The organism is Rufibacter immobilis, from assembly GCF_003721565.1.
GTDB classification, from domain to species: Bacteria; Bacteroidota; Bacteroidia; order Cytophagales; family Hymenobacteraceae; genus Nibribacter; species Nibribacter immobilis.
In genome coordinates this window covers 516,472-530,834 of sequence record NZ_RJJE01000017.1, presented here as the reverse complement: position 1 = coordinate 530,834, position 14,363 = coordinate 516,472, and the positions used below count along the sequence as shown (strand labels likewise).

The 14,363-nt window shown below is 52.0% G+C and carries 13 protein-coding genes; 3 read left to right on the top strand and 10 right to left on the bottom strand.

Features of this window, described 5'->3' with window-relative positions; genetic code table 11:
• Positions 1 to 25 precede the first annotated feature (25 nt).
• The 6 genes from EFA69_RS14995 to EFA69_RS14970 all read right to left on the bottom strand — a co-directional run bounded on the left by EFA69_RS14995 (position 26) and on the right by EFA69_RS14970 (position 5,715).
• Positions 26 to 1,117 carry a glycosyltransferase gene (locus tag EFA69_RS14995; protein WP_123133908.1) on the bottom strand — a complete coding sequence of 364 codons (1,092 nt, stop codon included), beginning with the start codon at positions 1,115 to 1,117 and terminating at the stop codon, positions 26 to 28.
• A gap of 3 nt (positions 1,118 to 1,120) precedes the next feature.
• A complete protein-coding gene (locus EFA69_RS14990; RefSeq protein ID WP_245964596.1) occupies positions 1,121 to 1,726 on the bottom strand; it encodes a polysaccharide deacetylase family protein in 606 nt (201 codons plus the stop codon).
• A gap of 168 nt (positions 1,727 to 1,894) precedes the next feature.
• Complete coding sequence (locus EFA69_RS14985; RefSeq protein WP_123133907.1) at positions 1,895 to 3,118, bottom strand: PP2C family protein-serine/threonine phosphatase; 1,224 nt, start codon at positions 3,116 to 3,118, stop codon at positions 1,895 to 1,897.
• A gap of 202 nt (positions 3,119 to 3,320) precedes the next feature.
• Positions 3,321 to 3,578 (bottom strand): hypothetical protein, encoded by a 258-nt coding sequence (locus tag EFA69_RS14980; RefSeq protein ID WP_123133906.1) that lies wholly within the window; start codon positions 3,576 to 3,578, stop codon positions 3,321 to 3,323.
• A complete protein-coding gene (locus tag EFA69_RS14975; protein ID WP_123133905.1) occupies positions 3,575 to 4,708 on the bottom strand; it encodes a glycosyltransferase family 2 protein in 1,134 nt (377 codons plus the stop codon). The genes EFA69_RS14980 and EFA69_RS14975 overlap by 4 nt, the downstream gene beginning before the upstream one ends.
• Complete coding sequence (locus tag EFA69_RS14970; RefSeq protein WP_123133904.1) at positions 4,705 to 5,715, bottom strand: lysylphosphatidylglycerol synthase domain-containing protein; 1,011 nt, start codon at positions 5,713 to 5,715, stop codon at positions 4,705 to 4,707. The genes EFA69_RS14975 and EFA69_RS14970 overlap by 4 nt, the downstream gene beginning before the upstream one ends.
• Here EFA69_RS14970 and ruvC point away from each other — a divergent pair.
• A complete protein-coding gene (ruvC, locus tag EFA69_RS14965; protein WP_123133903.1) occupies positions 5,707 to 6,279 on the top strand; it encodes a crossover junction endodeoxyribonuclease RuvC in 573 nt (190 codons plus the stop codon). The two genes, EFA69_RS14970 and ruvC, sit on opposite strands and share 9 nt — an antisense overlap.
• Positions 6,280 to 6,433: 154 nt before the next feature.
• Here the strand turns inward: ruvC and EFA69_RS14960 are convergent, their stop codons facing one another.
• Both EFA69_RS14960 and greA read right to left on the bottom strand, forming a co-directional pair.
• Complete coding sequence (locus tag EFA69_RS14960) at positions 6,434 to 6,826, bottom strand: HIT family protein (RefSeq protein WP_123133902.1); 393 nt, start codon at positions 6,824 to 6,826, stop codon at positions 6,434 to 6,436.
• Positions 6,827 to 6,837: 11 nt separating this feature from the next.
• Positions 6,838 to 7,311 carry a transcription elongation factor GreA gene (gene greA, locus EFA69_RS14955; RefSeq protein WP_123133901.1) on the bottom strand — a complete coding sequence of 158 codons (474 nt, stop codon included), beginning with the start codon at positions 7,309 to 7,311 and terminating at the stop codon, positions 6,838 to 6,840.
• Between the two features lie 267 nt (positions 7,312 to 7,578).
• Between greA and EFA69_RS14950 the strand changes: the two genes are divergently transcribed.
• On the top strand, positions 7,579 to 8,505 hold the full coding sequence (locus EFA69_RS14950; RefSeq protein WP_123133900.1) for a Ppx/GppA phosphatase family protein: 927 nt from the start codon (positions 7,579 to 7,581) through the stop codon (positions 8,503 to 8,505).
• 207 nt (positions 8,506 to 8,712) lie between these two features.
• On the opposite strand, the gene ppk1 is transcribed toward EFA69_RS14950, so the two are convergent.
• Positions 8,713 to 10,815, bottom strand: coding sequence for a polyphosphate kinase 1 (gene ppk1 / locus EFA69_RS14945; protein WP_123133899.1), 2,103 nt, complete (start codon positions 10,813 to 10,815; stop codon positions 8,713 to 8,715).
• A 135-nt stretch (positions 10,816 to 10,950) separates the two neighbouring features.
• Positions 10,951 to 12,906, bottom strand: a complete 1,956-nt coding sequence (gene gyrB / locus EFA69_RS14940; protein WP_123133898.1) for a DNA topoisomerase (ATP-hydrolyzing) subunit B — start codon at positions 12,904 to 12,906, stop codon at positions 10,951 to 10,953.
• A 411-nt stretch (positions 12,907 to 13,317) separates the two neighbouring features.
• On the opposite strand from gyrB, the gene EFA69_RS14935 reads away from it, so the two are divergent.
• Complete coding sequence (locus EFA69_RS14935) at positions 13,318 to 14,295, top strand: ROK family protein (protein WP_123133897.1); 978 nt, start codon at positions 13,318 to 13,320, stop codon at positions 14,293 to 14,295.
• Positions 14,296 to 14,363: the final 68 nt, after the last annotated feature.

Here is a 14,363-nt window from a genome sequence, read left to right as displayed (position 1 = left end):
TTACGGTTTTCCTGCGCCATTTGAGTCAATAGAGCCGCCCTTTCCACCGGATCTTAACCGGCAGAAAAAAGTAAATGATCAGGATGAAGCCCGACACCAACAGATATATTTCCAGCAGAAAAAGGTCTGGCCAGTTGGTCTTTCGGCCCACGCGCCTCAGGCACAGATGCACAAACAAACCCTGCACCACCACCTTCGCGCAAAAAATGCCAAGCCAAATCTCCACCGAGGTATGCAGGAAAAACGGCAGCCACACCGGGTAATACGCTGAATGAAGTACAAAAAGCAGCAGCATGTACCAAGGCAGATGCACCGAGCCGCGCATCCAGCGGCGGCGCTGGTGCAGCAGCGTCATTACATTGGGTGCCGGGAGCGACAACGCCAGCACCTGAGCTGAATAGACGTTAGCCGTTTTGTATCCTTTCTGAAGCACCTGCTTGAAGAGTTGCACGTCTTCGGTCACGGAGAATGGAATGGATTCAAATCCTCCCACGGCCTCGTAAGCCTCCCGGGCCACCAGCATGTTGTTACCCATGGTAGAAACCGCTACGCCTCTGTCTGCCACCACTTGCATGAGCCCCAGGTTATAGAGCCAATCCAGAGTTTGCAGGCGGTTAAAGAGGCCGGAGCCTTTGGTGGTGGTAATTCCAGTCACAATACCCGTTCTATCTGTTACCTGGCGGAGCAGCGTTTCCACCCACAGCGGCGACACTTCAATGTCGGCATCGGTGATGAAGAAGAAGTTAGAGGTGGCCAGCCGGGCAAGTTGGGCCAGCACGTTGGCTTTTCCTTTGGTGCCGGGTACATCATAGGTGATGGCATGGCAGCGTACATACGGAAACTGCTGCTGATACGCTTCCACCAATGCCCGGGTACGGTCGGTGGAACGGTCATCGCCTACCAGCACCTCCAGCTTCTCCTTGGGGTAGTGCAGCCGGTCAATGGCTTGCAGGCAGGTGATAATGTGCTCTTCCTCGTTCCGGGCAGCTATCAAAATACTGACGCTTGGGAATTCAGCCAGAGGCGGAATTGGCCTTTCCTCCCTGAACCACCACAGCCCCAGCAACAGCACAAACAAAACGAAATACAGAACCAGAAAGCCAAGGGAAAAAAGCATCCGCTACAGGGTTTTGAAAGCGTAACCGAGGCCAGAGAAATGGTGCAGCAGCCGGGGCAGCACAAACCGCAGATTTCGCTCCGCCTTCAGACTGTCGTGCAGGACCACCACCGCACCTGGTTTGATAATTTCCAAGGCTTTGGCCAAGCATTTCTCCGGCGACAGCGTGGCGTCAAAGTCATAGGTGAGCGCGCTCCACATCACAATCTGGTACTCTGGTGAAAGGATACGCACATGCTGCCGCGTCAGTTGGCCGTGTGGGGGACGAAAAAGCTTTTTGTCCGATAAGTTTCTTCCAACCTTTTCCAGCTCAGCCTGGCATTGATGAACCTGTTGCAGATACGCCTGGGGTGAAGTCTTCCAAGCTTTCACGTGTTGGTGGGTGTGGTTGGCAAGCAAATGCCCCTGCGCCAACACCTGCCGGGCAATCTCTGGGTGGCGCACCAGGTTTTCACCCACGCAAAAGAACGTTGCCTTCGCCTGATGCTGCGCTAGCTGCTGCAAGACGAACGGAGTCACCTCAGGGATGGGACCGTCATCAAACGTGAGGAAGATGGTTTTGTCTTGCACCGGCCTTCTCCACCAAACCTTGGGGAAGAGCCAGGGCAAAACAGGCGGGGTTCTGTGGAAGCGCAGCACAGGCAAAGGTTTTATGGTTACATCTCTACAAGAATACACCCTTCCCTAAGAAGGTTAACTACCAGAATCCGTTTTTGCGTTTAGGGGCTGTTTTTGGAAAAACAGCCCCTAAACGCAAAAACACAAAATAAAACGGTGCTATTTAAACCTACAAGACAGCAGCGTAATGTCATCACTGAAGGTAGTACCGCTGTTATAGGTATTGATTTCATGCAGCAAATGACGGTGCACGTTTTTAGAGCTTACGTACCGGCAGCTCTGCAAGACCCTAATGGTGTTCTCAATCCCGAACTCGTCTTCCTCTTGGTTGAACACTTCGGTGAGTCCATCGGTGTAACAGAAAACAAAGGAATTGTGCGGCACGTGTACCTTGGTCACGTTCAGGAACGGTAGCTCATCAAAGATGCCCAACATGGTACAACCATCTTCCAACAGTTGGTATGTGTTGTTCTCATAGAGCAGAATGGAGGCATTGTGCCCGGCATTGACGTAGCTGAGCTCGCGGGTGGTGCAATTGTAGATGCCCAGAAAGCAGGTGATGAACTTCTCGGCAATCGCGTTGCGGTAAATGAGGTCGTTGAGCTCGCTTACAATGGTGCTCAGGTTGGTGGTTTGCCGCAGGATGGTGCGCAGGCCCGCCTGAAAGTTTGACATAAGCAAAGACGCCGGCACCCCTTTCCCAGAAACATCGGCTACGCAGAACAGGAACTGGTCTTTGTCTATGGCGATGTAATCATAATAGTCGCCGCCAATGGAGGAATGTGGGATGTACGTGGCATGGATGGCCACGTCTTTGTTATTGGGCAATGATTTGGGGAAGAGCATGTTCTGCACCTCGCGGGCAATTTCAATCTCTTTGCGCATGGCTTCCTGCGTGAGCCTGTGGCGCTCCAGCCGCCGGTTTTCCATGGCCACCAGAATGATGTTGCTCAGGGTCTGCACAAAGCTCAGGGCGCCCAGCGTAGTGTAGTAGGCGTTCACGTTCCCAATCATGACAAAGGCCAGAATGCGGTTGTTGTGCATGATGGGAATGACCGTTTCAAAGTCATGCCAGCGGCGGTCAATGTTGAGCGTGGCCAGCGAGGTGATTTCCCGCAGCTCGGTAATGGCCGGCGGTAACTCTATCTCCCTGAAATTATGCTCCGTCCCGAAAGATACTTTACACTCCCACTGCTCATCAATGAGAAAGAGAGACAGCCGGCGGATGTTCAATTGGGCCAGCAGCGTGAAGTGGTATATTTTGTACAGCGCTTCTTCGGGCAGGTTGTTATTGATGGCTTTGGTAATTTCCAACAGGGCAGCCAACTCCAACTTTTTCAGGTTCAATTCCTGCTCAACTGTAGGAAACTTCAAATCTGACATTTATGATCGCTCTTTACTTTTCTAGGTTCTTACCAGTACCAGCCCCTATCCTGCGTGAGGTTTGGCGGGCACTTCGGTTAATTGTAAGAATAGGCAAATGTAATGAATAACCTACTCCCTTTATGTTAAATCTACGTCTGCCGCCCCATCTGTTTTGGCCCTAATTCTGAAAAAAGAGCCGCTAAACGCCTTTTTCTAAGCCTTATCTGGAGTTATGGGAAAGCAGCCCTTCTTTAGAGGCCAGAAAATAGTACGCATGCCCTTCCCGCTCAAAGTGTTCGGGGTCAAAGGGTACTTCGGTATCCTGGTCGGGGTAAAGGCATTTGATATAATTCATGCTGATGAGGCCCCTGAGCGCCTCCCGTAACTCGGGCTCCGGTAGCCCCAGTTTGGACTGTAGTTCCGCATAGGAAACCACAAAATACAGCTCGTCTAAGATATCGAACTCCTGATCGGTCATGTTGTTTTCAGTTGTCGGCCTTTCCAGGCGTAGGTTCCTTTTAACCCTAAAATGGCCGTAAGTACTATATACGGTACGTACACAAGTTGTAGCAACCAGAGTAACGAAAGTAGCCGCTTTTTCTCAAAAAAAAGCAGAATCTGGCGTAAAAGAACCGCATCTGCCCCCAGTTTGAGGAAGATAACGGTGGCAAAGGAATACCAGGGCCAAATACCGCTTAAACAACCCAGGCAAATGGCCAAAACCGCCACGTTCGCCCCCAGCACCAACAGCGCCAACAGGCTGGATGCCCAGGATTGGTAATGTCGCCACTTGCTGGCCCATCGCACCCGCTGGTGCAGAAACTGACGTACTTTCTCTGCCGCCGGAGTCTGCACTATGGCTGCTTTGGATTTAAGAAAAGCTACTTTCCCCGGATACCGGCTGTGGATTTTATGCAGCAGGAATTCATCATCGCCGGAAGGGATTTGTTCATTGCCAGCAAAACCGTTCACTTCCTCAAAAGCCGCTTTCTCATAGGCCAGATTGGCGCCGTTGCACATAGTGGGTTTCTGCAGGGCAATGGACGCGGCCCCTACCCCAATCAATGCCGAAAACTCTAAGGCTTGCAGCCGCTGCCACAATGTGTCTATGGGTGCGTACACCACAGGGCCGCTGATCATTTTGGGCTGCTGCGCGTGGATCATCTGGTTATACGCCTGAAGCCAACCTTGAGGAAGCCGGCAGTCGCCGTCGGTGCAGACAATCCAGGAGCCGGAGGCATGTTGGATCCCTATTTCCACGGCTGCCTTTTTCTGCCGCTTCCCCGGGAAGTGGTGCAACTCTATCAATCGGATTAATACAGAACTCTGGGCCTTATATTGAGCGACTAACGCTGGGGTGGCATCCTGGGAGTGATCATCTACCACCAATACTTCAAATGAATCTACCGGGTACCGCTGCTGCTCCAGGTCTTGCAGCAGCCGGAGAATATTGGATGCTTCGTTGCGCACAGGAATGATGACGGTGAAGAACACCGGCGGCACTTCCGCTTGCTGGGTTAATTCCGATAGTTTTCTCCAGGCGTACCAGCAGCGCAGTACCACCACTGCATACAGAAAAACTAACAGAAGCAGCGGCAGCAGAATCAACGGGAACTGGAGAGTTTAAGAGGCAACACAAAAAGAAGGCCCACCGCACTGGGCAAGGCAATGTTCAAGGTCCAGAGCGTGAGGCTGGCACCTAACACCAAGAGCGGGTCTTGCCCCATCAACCCGAAGAAATGCATGGCCGACAACTCGCGCATGCCAATATCTGCCAACGCGTTGATGGATGGTACCGCAGACTTAATCAGGAAAGTACCCGCCACGCCCCAAATGTACTCCGGCAAAGTGAGTTCTACCCCAAACGCCCAGAGCAGCAGGATGAATTGCGCCGCAAACACCATGTACCGCAGCCCGGAAATGAGCAGCACCTCCCGCAGTTCTTTGCCGGAGTAACTCCCAATCACGGAAACATAATGGCCCCATTTTCGGAAGTACTTCACGCGTTCCAGCAGGACCACCGCCCATTTGAAGCTGAACAGCAACGCCAAAGCCCATACGTTCACTAAGAGCAGCGCCCCCCCTATGGACACGCCCACCGGCGAAGCCAAAGGCACATAATACCTATATATAAAGTATGCCACCGCGGCAGAGCCTATCAGCACCGTTGCGTATAACTGACAGAGCCTGCCCAGCAGAATGGCGCCTATGGCATCGGCGCGGTCTTTCTGGTGCAGGGTCAGTACGCGTCCGGCGTAATCCCCCACCCGGTTTGGGGTCACAAAGCCCAAGGTCAGTCCTACTAAAACCGCCCGATAGGCTTCTAAAAAAGTGATGTGCTCAATTTTTCTGGACAGGTACTGCCACTTAAGCGCTTCCACCCCCCAGTTTACAGGCAATAGAAACGCTGCCAGGCATAAGGCTACTCCTCTATCGGCCCAGACTTTCCAGAAAGTAGCCAGGGAGAAAACGCTGTGGGTGCTGGCTTCCAGAATGGCCTGCCGCAGGTAATAAAGTGTCAGGCAGAAAACAACCAGCTTGCCAAGGCCCACCAAAAAGCGCCTGGATAACAGCAGTCTGCCGGAATGTTTGTAATTTTGCACTTTATGATTCATTCAACCGCAGTTCTTCCCAATAATAAGTTAATCTTAGGTGTAGACCCTGGCACCAATGTGATGGGCTACGGCCTCATAGAGGTGAACGGGTCCAAGATCACCGTGCTTCAGTACGGGGTGCTCCAGCTTAAAAGCTACAGCAACCATGCGGTAAAGCTCAAAAAGATCTACGACAGCATCCTTCGGCTCATCACCGAGTATCTCCCCGATGAGATGGCCATTGAAGCTCCGTTCTACGGCACTAACGTACAGTCTATGCTTAAGTTGGGTCGGGCGCAGGGAGTGGCCATTGCCGCCGCCCTCTCCCGCGACATTCCCTTCGTGGAATACGCCCCAAAGAAAGTAAAACAATCTGTGACCGGCAACGGAAACGCTTCTAAAGAACAGGTAGCCGCCATGTTGCTGCAAATCCTGAAAATAAAGGAAGCGCCCAAGTTTTTGGATGCCACAGACGCCTTGGCCGTGGCGCTCTGCCACCACTACCAGCAAGGTAACAACCAGAAAGCCGGAGGAAAATCCTGGAAAGCCTTTCTCACTGAAAATCCTGACCGCATTTCTGGCTAACTGTTACATCAATTCAGGAGCAGATATCAAAGGCCAATCCGTTTGCAAGATTGAGAACAAGGTAGCATAATGCTTAAAAGCGCGTTTCCCGTTTAGGGGCTGTTTTTGGAAAAACAGCCCCTAAACGGGAAACGCGCTTTTTGTATCTCTTGGGTTAGATAGCCTTCCGGATCTGCTCCGCGATGGCCTCCATTTCTGAGGCTTCCAGCTTTTGCTTCGGGTTGCTGAAGTTCATGTCTGCCACCTGGTTCATGGGAATCAGGTGCACATGGGCATGCGGCACTTCCAGCCCAATCACGGCCACCCCCACTTTTTTGCAAGGGATTGCCTTTTTAACGCCGGCGGCTACTTTCTGGGAAAACTTGTGCAGGTCGGCCAAGGCTTCGGGGTCCATGTCAAAAATATAGTCTACCGGCTCTTTGGGAATGACCAGAGTGTGCCCCTTCACCAGCGGGAACACATCCAGAAAAGCCAAAAAGCGGTCGTCTTCCAGCACCTTGTAGGCCTGAATCTCGCCGCTGATGATTTTAGAGAAAATGGTTTCCATGTGGCTGCGGCTTACCGTGAAATTTCTAGAATCTCAAACCGAAGTTTACCGGCCGGTACCGTGATCTCCGCGATCTCGCCTACTGATTTCCCCAGCAGACCTTTGCCAATGGGTGACTTCACAGAGATTTTACCGGCGGCAAGGTTAGCCTCTTCCTCGGCTACCAGAGTATAGAGCATCTCCATGTTATTGCCCAGGTTCTTGAGCTTTACTTTGGAGAGAATGAGTGCTTTGGTAAGATCCAGGTTAGACTCATCTATAAGACGAGCGTTACCGATTACTTCCTCCAGTTTGGATATTTTCAGTTCCAGGTGCCCTTGGGCATCTTTGGCAGCATCATACTCAGCGTTTTCACTCAGGTCACCTTTGTCGCGGGCTTCCGCTAACTGACGGGCCACTTCGGCACGGCCTTTTGTCTTCAGTTCATGTAACTCTTCCTTGAGCTTCTGCAATCCCTCTGGAGTGTAATAAGATACTGATGCCATATCTGTAATGGGTTAGTACAATGATTAAAAAAAGAAGAACGGCCTTCCGTGCTGGAGACCGTTCTTATGCTAAGGTATTACATTTTTTCTAAACTCCACAAATTCCCGCCAATATTTTGCGTTTACACGGTGCCGTTGCAGCCGCTGCCTGGCTCTGCCGGTATGCTTTTCACGTAAGCATTTTTTTACCTGTTTTGCGCTTGCCTGGCTAAAAAGTAGCGGGTATTTGTAATTATTTAGCGCATTTGGTTATAGTTTTACAAACGTATGTCAGAAGCAACCCAACCCCTTCTTAAACTGGCCGCCATAGACATAGGATCTAACGCGGTTAGATGCCAGATCTCCAACATCTTCAGGTTTGAAGACCACACCCTCTTCAAACGCGTGGAATACATCCGGTACCCCATGCGCCTGGGCGAAGATGTTTTTGCCACCGGTTTGATCTCCCGGCCTAAGGCCGAAAAATTCATGAAGCTGCTGCACGCCCTCCATCTCCTGATGCAGGTGCATGAGGTAGATGATTTTATGATCTGCGCCACTTCGGCCATGCGTTCGGCTACCAATGCACCGGAACTCCTGGACGAAATCCACCAGAAACTGGGCCTCCAGATACAGGTGATTGACGGCACCACCGAGGCAGATTTGATTAACCTGGTCATTAGGCAGCAGCTGGACAGCCAAAACTACCTGCACATTGACGTAGGCGGCGGCAGCACGGAGTTCAACATCTATGTAAACCGCATGAAGGTGGCGTCCCAGTCGTTTGAGCAGGGCTCCATCCGGCACATGCAGGGCGAGGACTCTATGGAGATATGGCAGGCCATGCAGAACTGGGTTACCGAAAAAGCGCGGCTGTACCATGTGTCTCAGGCAATAGGCACGGGCGGTAACATCAACAAGATCTATGAAATGGCCGGCAAAATGGGCGGTAAACCTATCTATAGGGATCAGATTGAGGAAGTAGTGAACCGTATTGCCTGTGTTTCTATGGAAGAACGGGTAAAAGTGCTCCTGCTCAACGCCGACCGCGCCGATGTGATTGTTCCCGCCGCCGAAATCTATCTCTCAGCCATGAAATGGGCACAGGTAGACACCATGCAGGTGCCGCAGGTAGGACTAAAAGACGGAATTTTGCAGTCTCTGTATGAACGCCACCAAGGCGCGACCCAACACCACTTTAAGCTCGATTTCTAAAAAAGAGCCCCTAAACGCACTCTCCTTCAAAGGTAGCTCAACTTAGCTACCTTTTCTTTTGCCTTAAACAAAACTGATCTGTGTTAGACTTACAGATGATCATCTCTGTGAATATAGAATGCCCGGCATGGAGAATCTGTAAGATCTCACCTTACCGGGCATTATATTTAGGTTTGCTGATTAGCGGCTCTTTTTCTGAAATTAGCCTTAAAACAGGCAGCTTTCCACCTCCATCTCAGTGCTGAGGTGGTAGAACTCGCGGTGCATGTTAAAGGTCGCTTCCCCCTCGGCGGGTTGGCGTTTAATGTAGGAGCCGTCTTCGCGCATGAGGTAAGAGTTCTGGTTGTCCATGAGGTTGTAACGCAGGATGTTGATGGCCTGCCGCTTCAGATCTTCATGCACAATGTAGAACAGGGCCTCAATGCGCCGCTCAAAACTGCGCACCATAATATCGGCGCTGCCGCCCAGCACCAGCGGGGCTCCGTTGTTATGGAAGTAGAACAGACGCGCATGTTCCAAATACTGCCCCACAATGGAGCTTACCTGAATGTTTTCGCTCAGGCCTTCGCGGCCGGGTCTCAGGCAGCAGATCCCGCGTACAATCAGCTTTATCTGTACCCCCGCCTGCGACGCGGCATAGAACTCATCAATCACATCCTTGTCTTCCAGCGAGTTGATCTTGATCACAATACCCGATGGTAAGCCGTTCTCTGCGTTGCGTCTCTCCTGCCGGATGAGCTCAATGAGCTGCTGCCGCATGTCTTTGGGGGCGGTGATCAGGTACTCATAGTTCTCCGGGAAGGAGTGGCCCGTAATTACGTTGAAAAACTCAGACACGTCATGCGCATACACGTCATCGGTGGTGAGCAGGCTGATGTCGGTGTACTGGCGGCTGGTTTGCTCGTTGTAGTTTCCGCTGCCAATGTGCACGTACCGGGTCACCTTCTCCCCTTCCTTCCGGATGATCATCATCATCTTGGTGTGGGTTTTGTACTTGCTGATGCCGTAAATGACAAAGCAGCCGGCTTTCTCCAGCTTCTCCCCTTCTTTGATGTTCCGTTCCTCGTCAAAGCGGGCTTTCACCTCAAACAGCGCCGATACGTGTTTCCCGTTTTCGGCGGCTTTGAGCAAAGCGGCCGTCACCCGTGAATTATCCGCCAGCCGGTAGATGGTCTGCTTAATTCCCAGCACGTACGGGTCCTCGGCGGCTTTCTCCAGCAGGGCCACCACCGGGTCAATGCTGTTGTACGGGTGGTGCAGCAGCACATCATGCTCCTTGAGGTACTCAAAGATATTGTCCATGGCCCCGGGCGGTAAGCTGGGCGCGGGAACCGGCGCGGGCGGACGCTGGATTTTATTGGCGAAGTGCGGGTGCTTGATGATCTGCCAAAGCGCCTTCAGGTCAATGAGCCGGTCAATGGTGAAAATGTTGCCATTGTCAATATTCCAGCGCTCCTTCAGCATTTTCAAGATATACGGCGATGGCGCTTTCTCAGACTCCAGGCGCACCACTCTCCCCTTCTTCCTGTTCTTGAGCTTCTGCTTCACCTCATACACAAAGTCCTGGTCCATGTCATCGCTTTCCTCCAGCGTGAAGTCGCCGTTGCGCGTAATCCGGAACAGGTTCACTGACTCAATCTCCACATTGCGGAACAGTTTGTGCATGTTCCAGCGGATGATCTCCTCAATGGGCACAAAAATGATCTTGTTCTTGCGCGAGATCTCAAAGAAACGGTTCAGATTAGCCGGAATCTGCACAAATGTGGTCCGGCTCTGCGGTTTGGCCTCCTCCGCGTTGCGGGTGATCACCCCAAAGATGAGCAACTGGTTCATCATGAGCGGGAAGCCGTGGTAGCTGTCATACACCATGGGCGTAAGCAGCGGAAATATGGTGTTCTTGAAGTAAGAAGCCGCTTTGTGCTGCTCAGACTCCGTGAGGTCCTCTACTTTGCAGATGTTGAAACCGAATTTCTCAAACTCGGGTCTCAGGTCATCATACGCCTGGCACTGGTCCCCCACAAAGCGGTGGGCCAGGTCCAGCAACTTCTTCCGGAACGGCAACTCCCGCAACCCGGAGTAGTCAATGCGCTCCTTGCCGTAGTCTATGTAATTGTACAGACTACCCACCCTGATCATGAAGAACTCGTCCAGGTTGGAGGCAGTAATGGCCAGAAATTTAAGCCGGTCAAAAAGCGGCATGTCTGGGTTGCGCGCCAGATCCAGCACCCGGTAATTGAATCGCAACCAGCTAAGGTCACGGCTAATGTAGTTACTTCTCCGGATTTGCTCCGATGCCTTGATAGAGTTCATAAGCAGGTGGTCAACTTCGCTTTTTCGGTTCCTCTGTGAGTAGTGTCTCTTTACTTGCTAAGTAATACTTTTTTAAGGCCAACCGCAACAGAAAAGCCTGCTTGCGGCAGGCTTTTCTGTTGCGGTGACTGGTAGTTAAACGTCTACGCGGGCGTATTTCGCATTCCGTTCAATAAAGTCTCTGCGCGGGGCCACTTCATCCCCCATCAGCATGGAGAACAGGTGGTCAGCCTCAGCCGCCGACTCTATGGAAACCTGCTTAAGGCTGCGGGTGTCTGGGCGCATGGTGGTTTCCCAAAGCTGCTCAGGGTTCATCTCCCCAAGACCTTTGTAGCGCTGCACGCCAACGCTGTCTTCCTTGCCTTTGCCAAGCTCCGCAATGGCTTCAATGCGGTCTTGCTCTGTCCAGCAGTAGCGCTCTTCCTTGCCTTTCTTCACCAGGTAAAGCGGCGGAAGCGCAATGTAGATATAGCCTTTGTCAATGAGATCACGCATGTAGCGGAAGAAGAACGTCAGGATCAGGGTTCTGATGTGGGAACCGTCCACGTCCGCATCGGTCATGATGATAACTTTGTGGTAACGCAGTTTAGAGATGTTCAGCGCTTTATCGTCTTCCGGCGTCCCGAAGCTCACGCCCAAGGCGGTGATCATGTTCTTGATCTCGTCGCTCTCGTAGATGCGGTGCTCCTGGGCTTTCTCCACGTTCAGGATTTTACCGCGCAACGGTAGAATAGCCTGGAACTTACGGTCGCGGCCCTGTTTGGCAGAACCACCCGCAGAGTCACCCTCCACCAAGTAGAGTTCGCAGTTCACGGGATCGTTGTCAGAACAGTCGGCCAGTTTGCCCGGTAAACCGGAGCCGCCCATCACGTTCTTACGCTGCACCATCTCCCGGGCCTTACGGGCCGCCAGACGCGCCTGCGCCGCCAGAATCACTTTCTGGATGATGATTTTGGCTTCTTTGGGATTTTCCTCCAGGAACTGGTTCAGGATCTCGCCTACCACCTGGTCCACGGCCCCCATCACGTCTGAGTTGCCCAGCTTGGTTTTGGTCTGGCCCTCAAATTGCGGCTCCTGCACTTTCACGGAGATCACGGCCGTTAACCCCTCGCGGAAGTCATCGCCCTGAATCTCCACTTTAGCTTTCTCCAGCATTCCGGAACGCTCAGCATACGCTTTTAACGTACGCGTTAAGGCCCTACGGAAACCGGCCACGTGGGTACCTCCCTCGTGGGTATTGATGTTGTTTACGTAAGAGAAAATATTCTCTGTGTAAGAGGTGTTATAGTTAAGGGCAATCTCCACGGGAATACCACCTTTCTCGCTCTCCACGTAGATGGGCTCCGGAATCAGGTTCACCCGGGTTTCCTCCAGGTAAGACACAAACTCGCGCAGACCGCCCTCTGAGTAGAAAGACTCGCTCAGGTATTCACCGGGGGCGGTTTCCTCGCGCAGGTCAGTGAGGTTGATTCTGATGCCTTTGTTTAGGAAGGCCAACTCCCGCAGACGGCTGGCCACAGTTTCATACTTATATTCGGTAACGGTGAAGATGCTGGCGTCTGGCTGAAAGTGCACCGTAGTGCCGGTAATGTCTGTGGTACCAATTTCGCGCACCGGATAGGCTGGTACGCCTATATTATAGTGCTGCTCATACACCTTCCCGTTGCGGTGAACGGTTACGTGCAGGTCAGTGGAGAGGGCGTTCACGCAGGAAACCCCCACGCCGTGCAAACCGCCAGATACCTTATAAGAATCCTTGTCAAACTTACCGCCGGCGTGTAGTACGGTCATGACCACCTCCAGGGCGGAACGGCCCTCTTTCTGGTGGAAATCTACCGGAATACCGCGGCCATTGTCAGACACGGAAACAGAATTGTCTGTGTGGATGGTGACGTTGATCTCATCACAGTGTCCGGCAAGGGCTTCATCTATAGAGTTGTCTACCACTTCCCAAACCAGGTGGTGGAGACCTTTTATGCCGATATCGCCGATGTACATGGCGGGCCGTTTACGCACCGCCTCCAAGCCTTCAAGCACCTGGATACTGTCTGCGGAATAGGCGGTCATGTTATTTTGTTCGATGTCACTCATTGAGATTTCGGTGGGTTATTAACATGCAAAAATACGCATTTTTATCGGGTTTCACCAGCATAAATTGGCTAAATATAGCACTTGCTTAATTATTTAGGAGTACAAAAAAACAGGTGTGTACCGGAGCGGGGACAGCCCATGCTCAATCTGCAGGAAAGGCTCGCCGCGGCACGTCCCGCCCCAAAGAGGCTTTTACTGTTTTAGGGTTAATTCCCAAAAAAGAGCCGCTAAACGGAAATATTGACCAGATTTCTAGGGCCAGCAATATTTTTACAGTTCCTATGGGCCGGTGAGGGGGATAATTTGGCAAAATGCAGGTTTCTTCTTAAGTTTCCGTCTGAAAAAAATAGTAACCGCACGAATACCCATTGTACCTCGTGCCTTTACCCGCACCAATCTCTACAAACTCTCATGAAGGACGTAATTTTAGGCATTGACATCGGTGGCACGAACACCAAATTCGGGTTCATTGACCGTGATGGCATCATTCTAACCCAAGGCGAAATCCCAACCACTGAAGGGGAAACCGTACATGATTTTCTGCGCTTCCTCTACCAGGAGGTGCAAACCAAATACAAAAAAATTGAAGACGAGGCCAAAGTGATTGGTGTGGGCGTGGGCGCTCCTAATGGCAACTTCTACACCGGTACCATTGAGAATGCCCCTAACCTGAAATGGCATGGTTCCGTGGCGTTGGTAGAACTGCTGCAGGCTTACTTCAAGCTTCCGGTGTACCTCACCAATGACGCCAACGCGGCCGCCATTGGCGAGATGATCTACGGTGGTGCCAAAAACATGAAGAACTTTGTGGTGGTAACCCTGGGTACCGGCCTTGGCAGCGGTATTGTAGTGAACGGCGAACTGGTGTATGGCCATGACGGTAACGCCGGCGAACTGGGCCACACCCTGGTGAACGTGAAAGGCAGCGGCCGCGTGTGCGGTTGCGGACGCCGCGGCTGTCTGGAAACGTATGTGTCTGCCACCGGTATCAAGCGTACTGTGTACAAGTTCCTGGCCGACTATACCGATTACAGCGAGCTGCGTGGCGTGAGCTTCAACGACCTTACCGCTGAAATGATTACCCAAGCCGCCAAACGCGGCGACAAAATCGCGATTGACTGCTTTGAGTATACCGGCAAAGTGCTGGGCATGAAACTGGCCGACACCGTGGCGCACCTGAGCCCTGAGGCTATCTTCCTGTTTGGGGGACTGGTACGTGCCGAGGAGTTCCTCTTTGACCCTGTGCGTTACCACATGGAGAAAAACCTGCTGAGCATCTTCAAAGGCAAAGTAAAAATCCTTCCTTCTGGCCTAGGTCTAAACAATACCGCTGTTATGGGCGCCGCCGCCCTGGCTTGGAAAGAATTAGAGCGTGTGTCTGTGGCATAAGTCTACTTTTTTATAAAATTGCTGAAAAAGAAGCGCCTGTGGAGGAATCCGCAGGCGCTTCTTTTTTA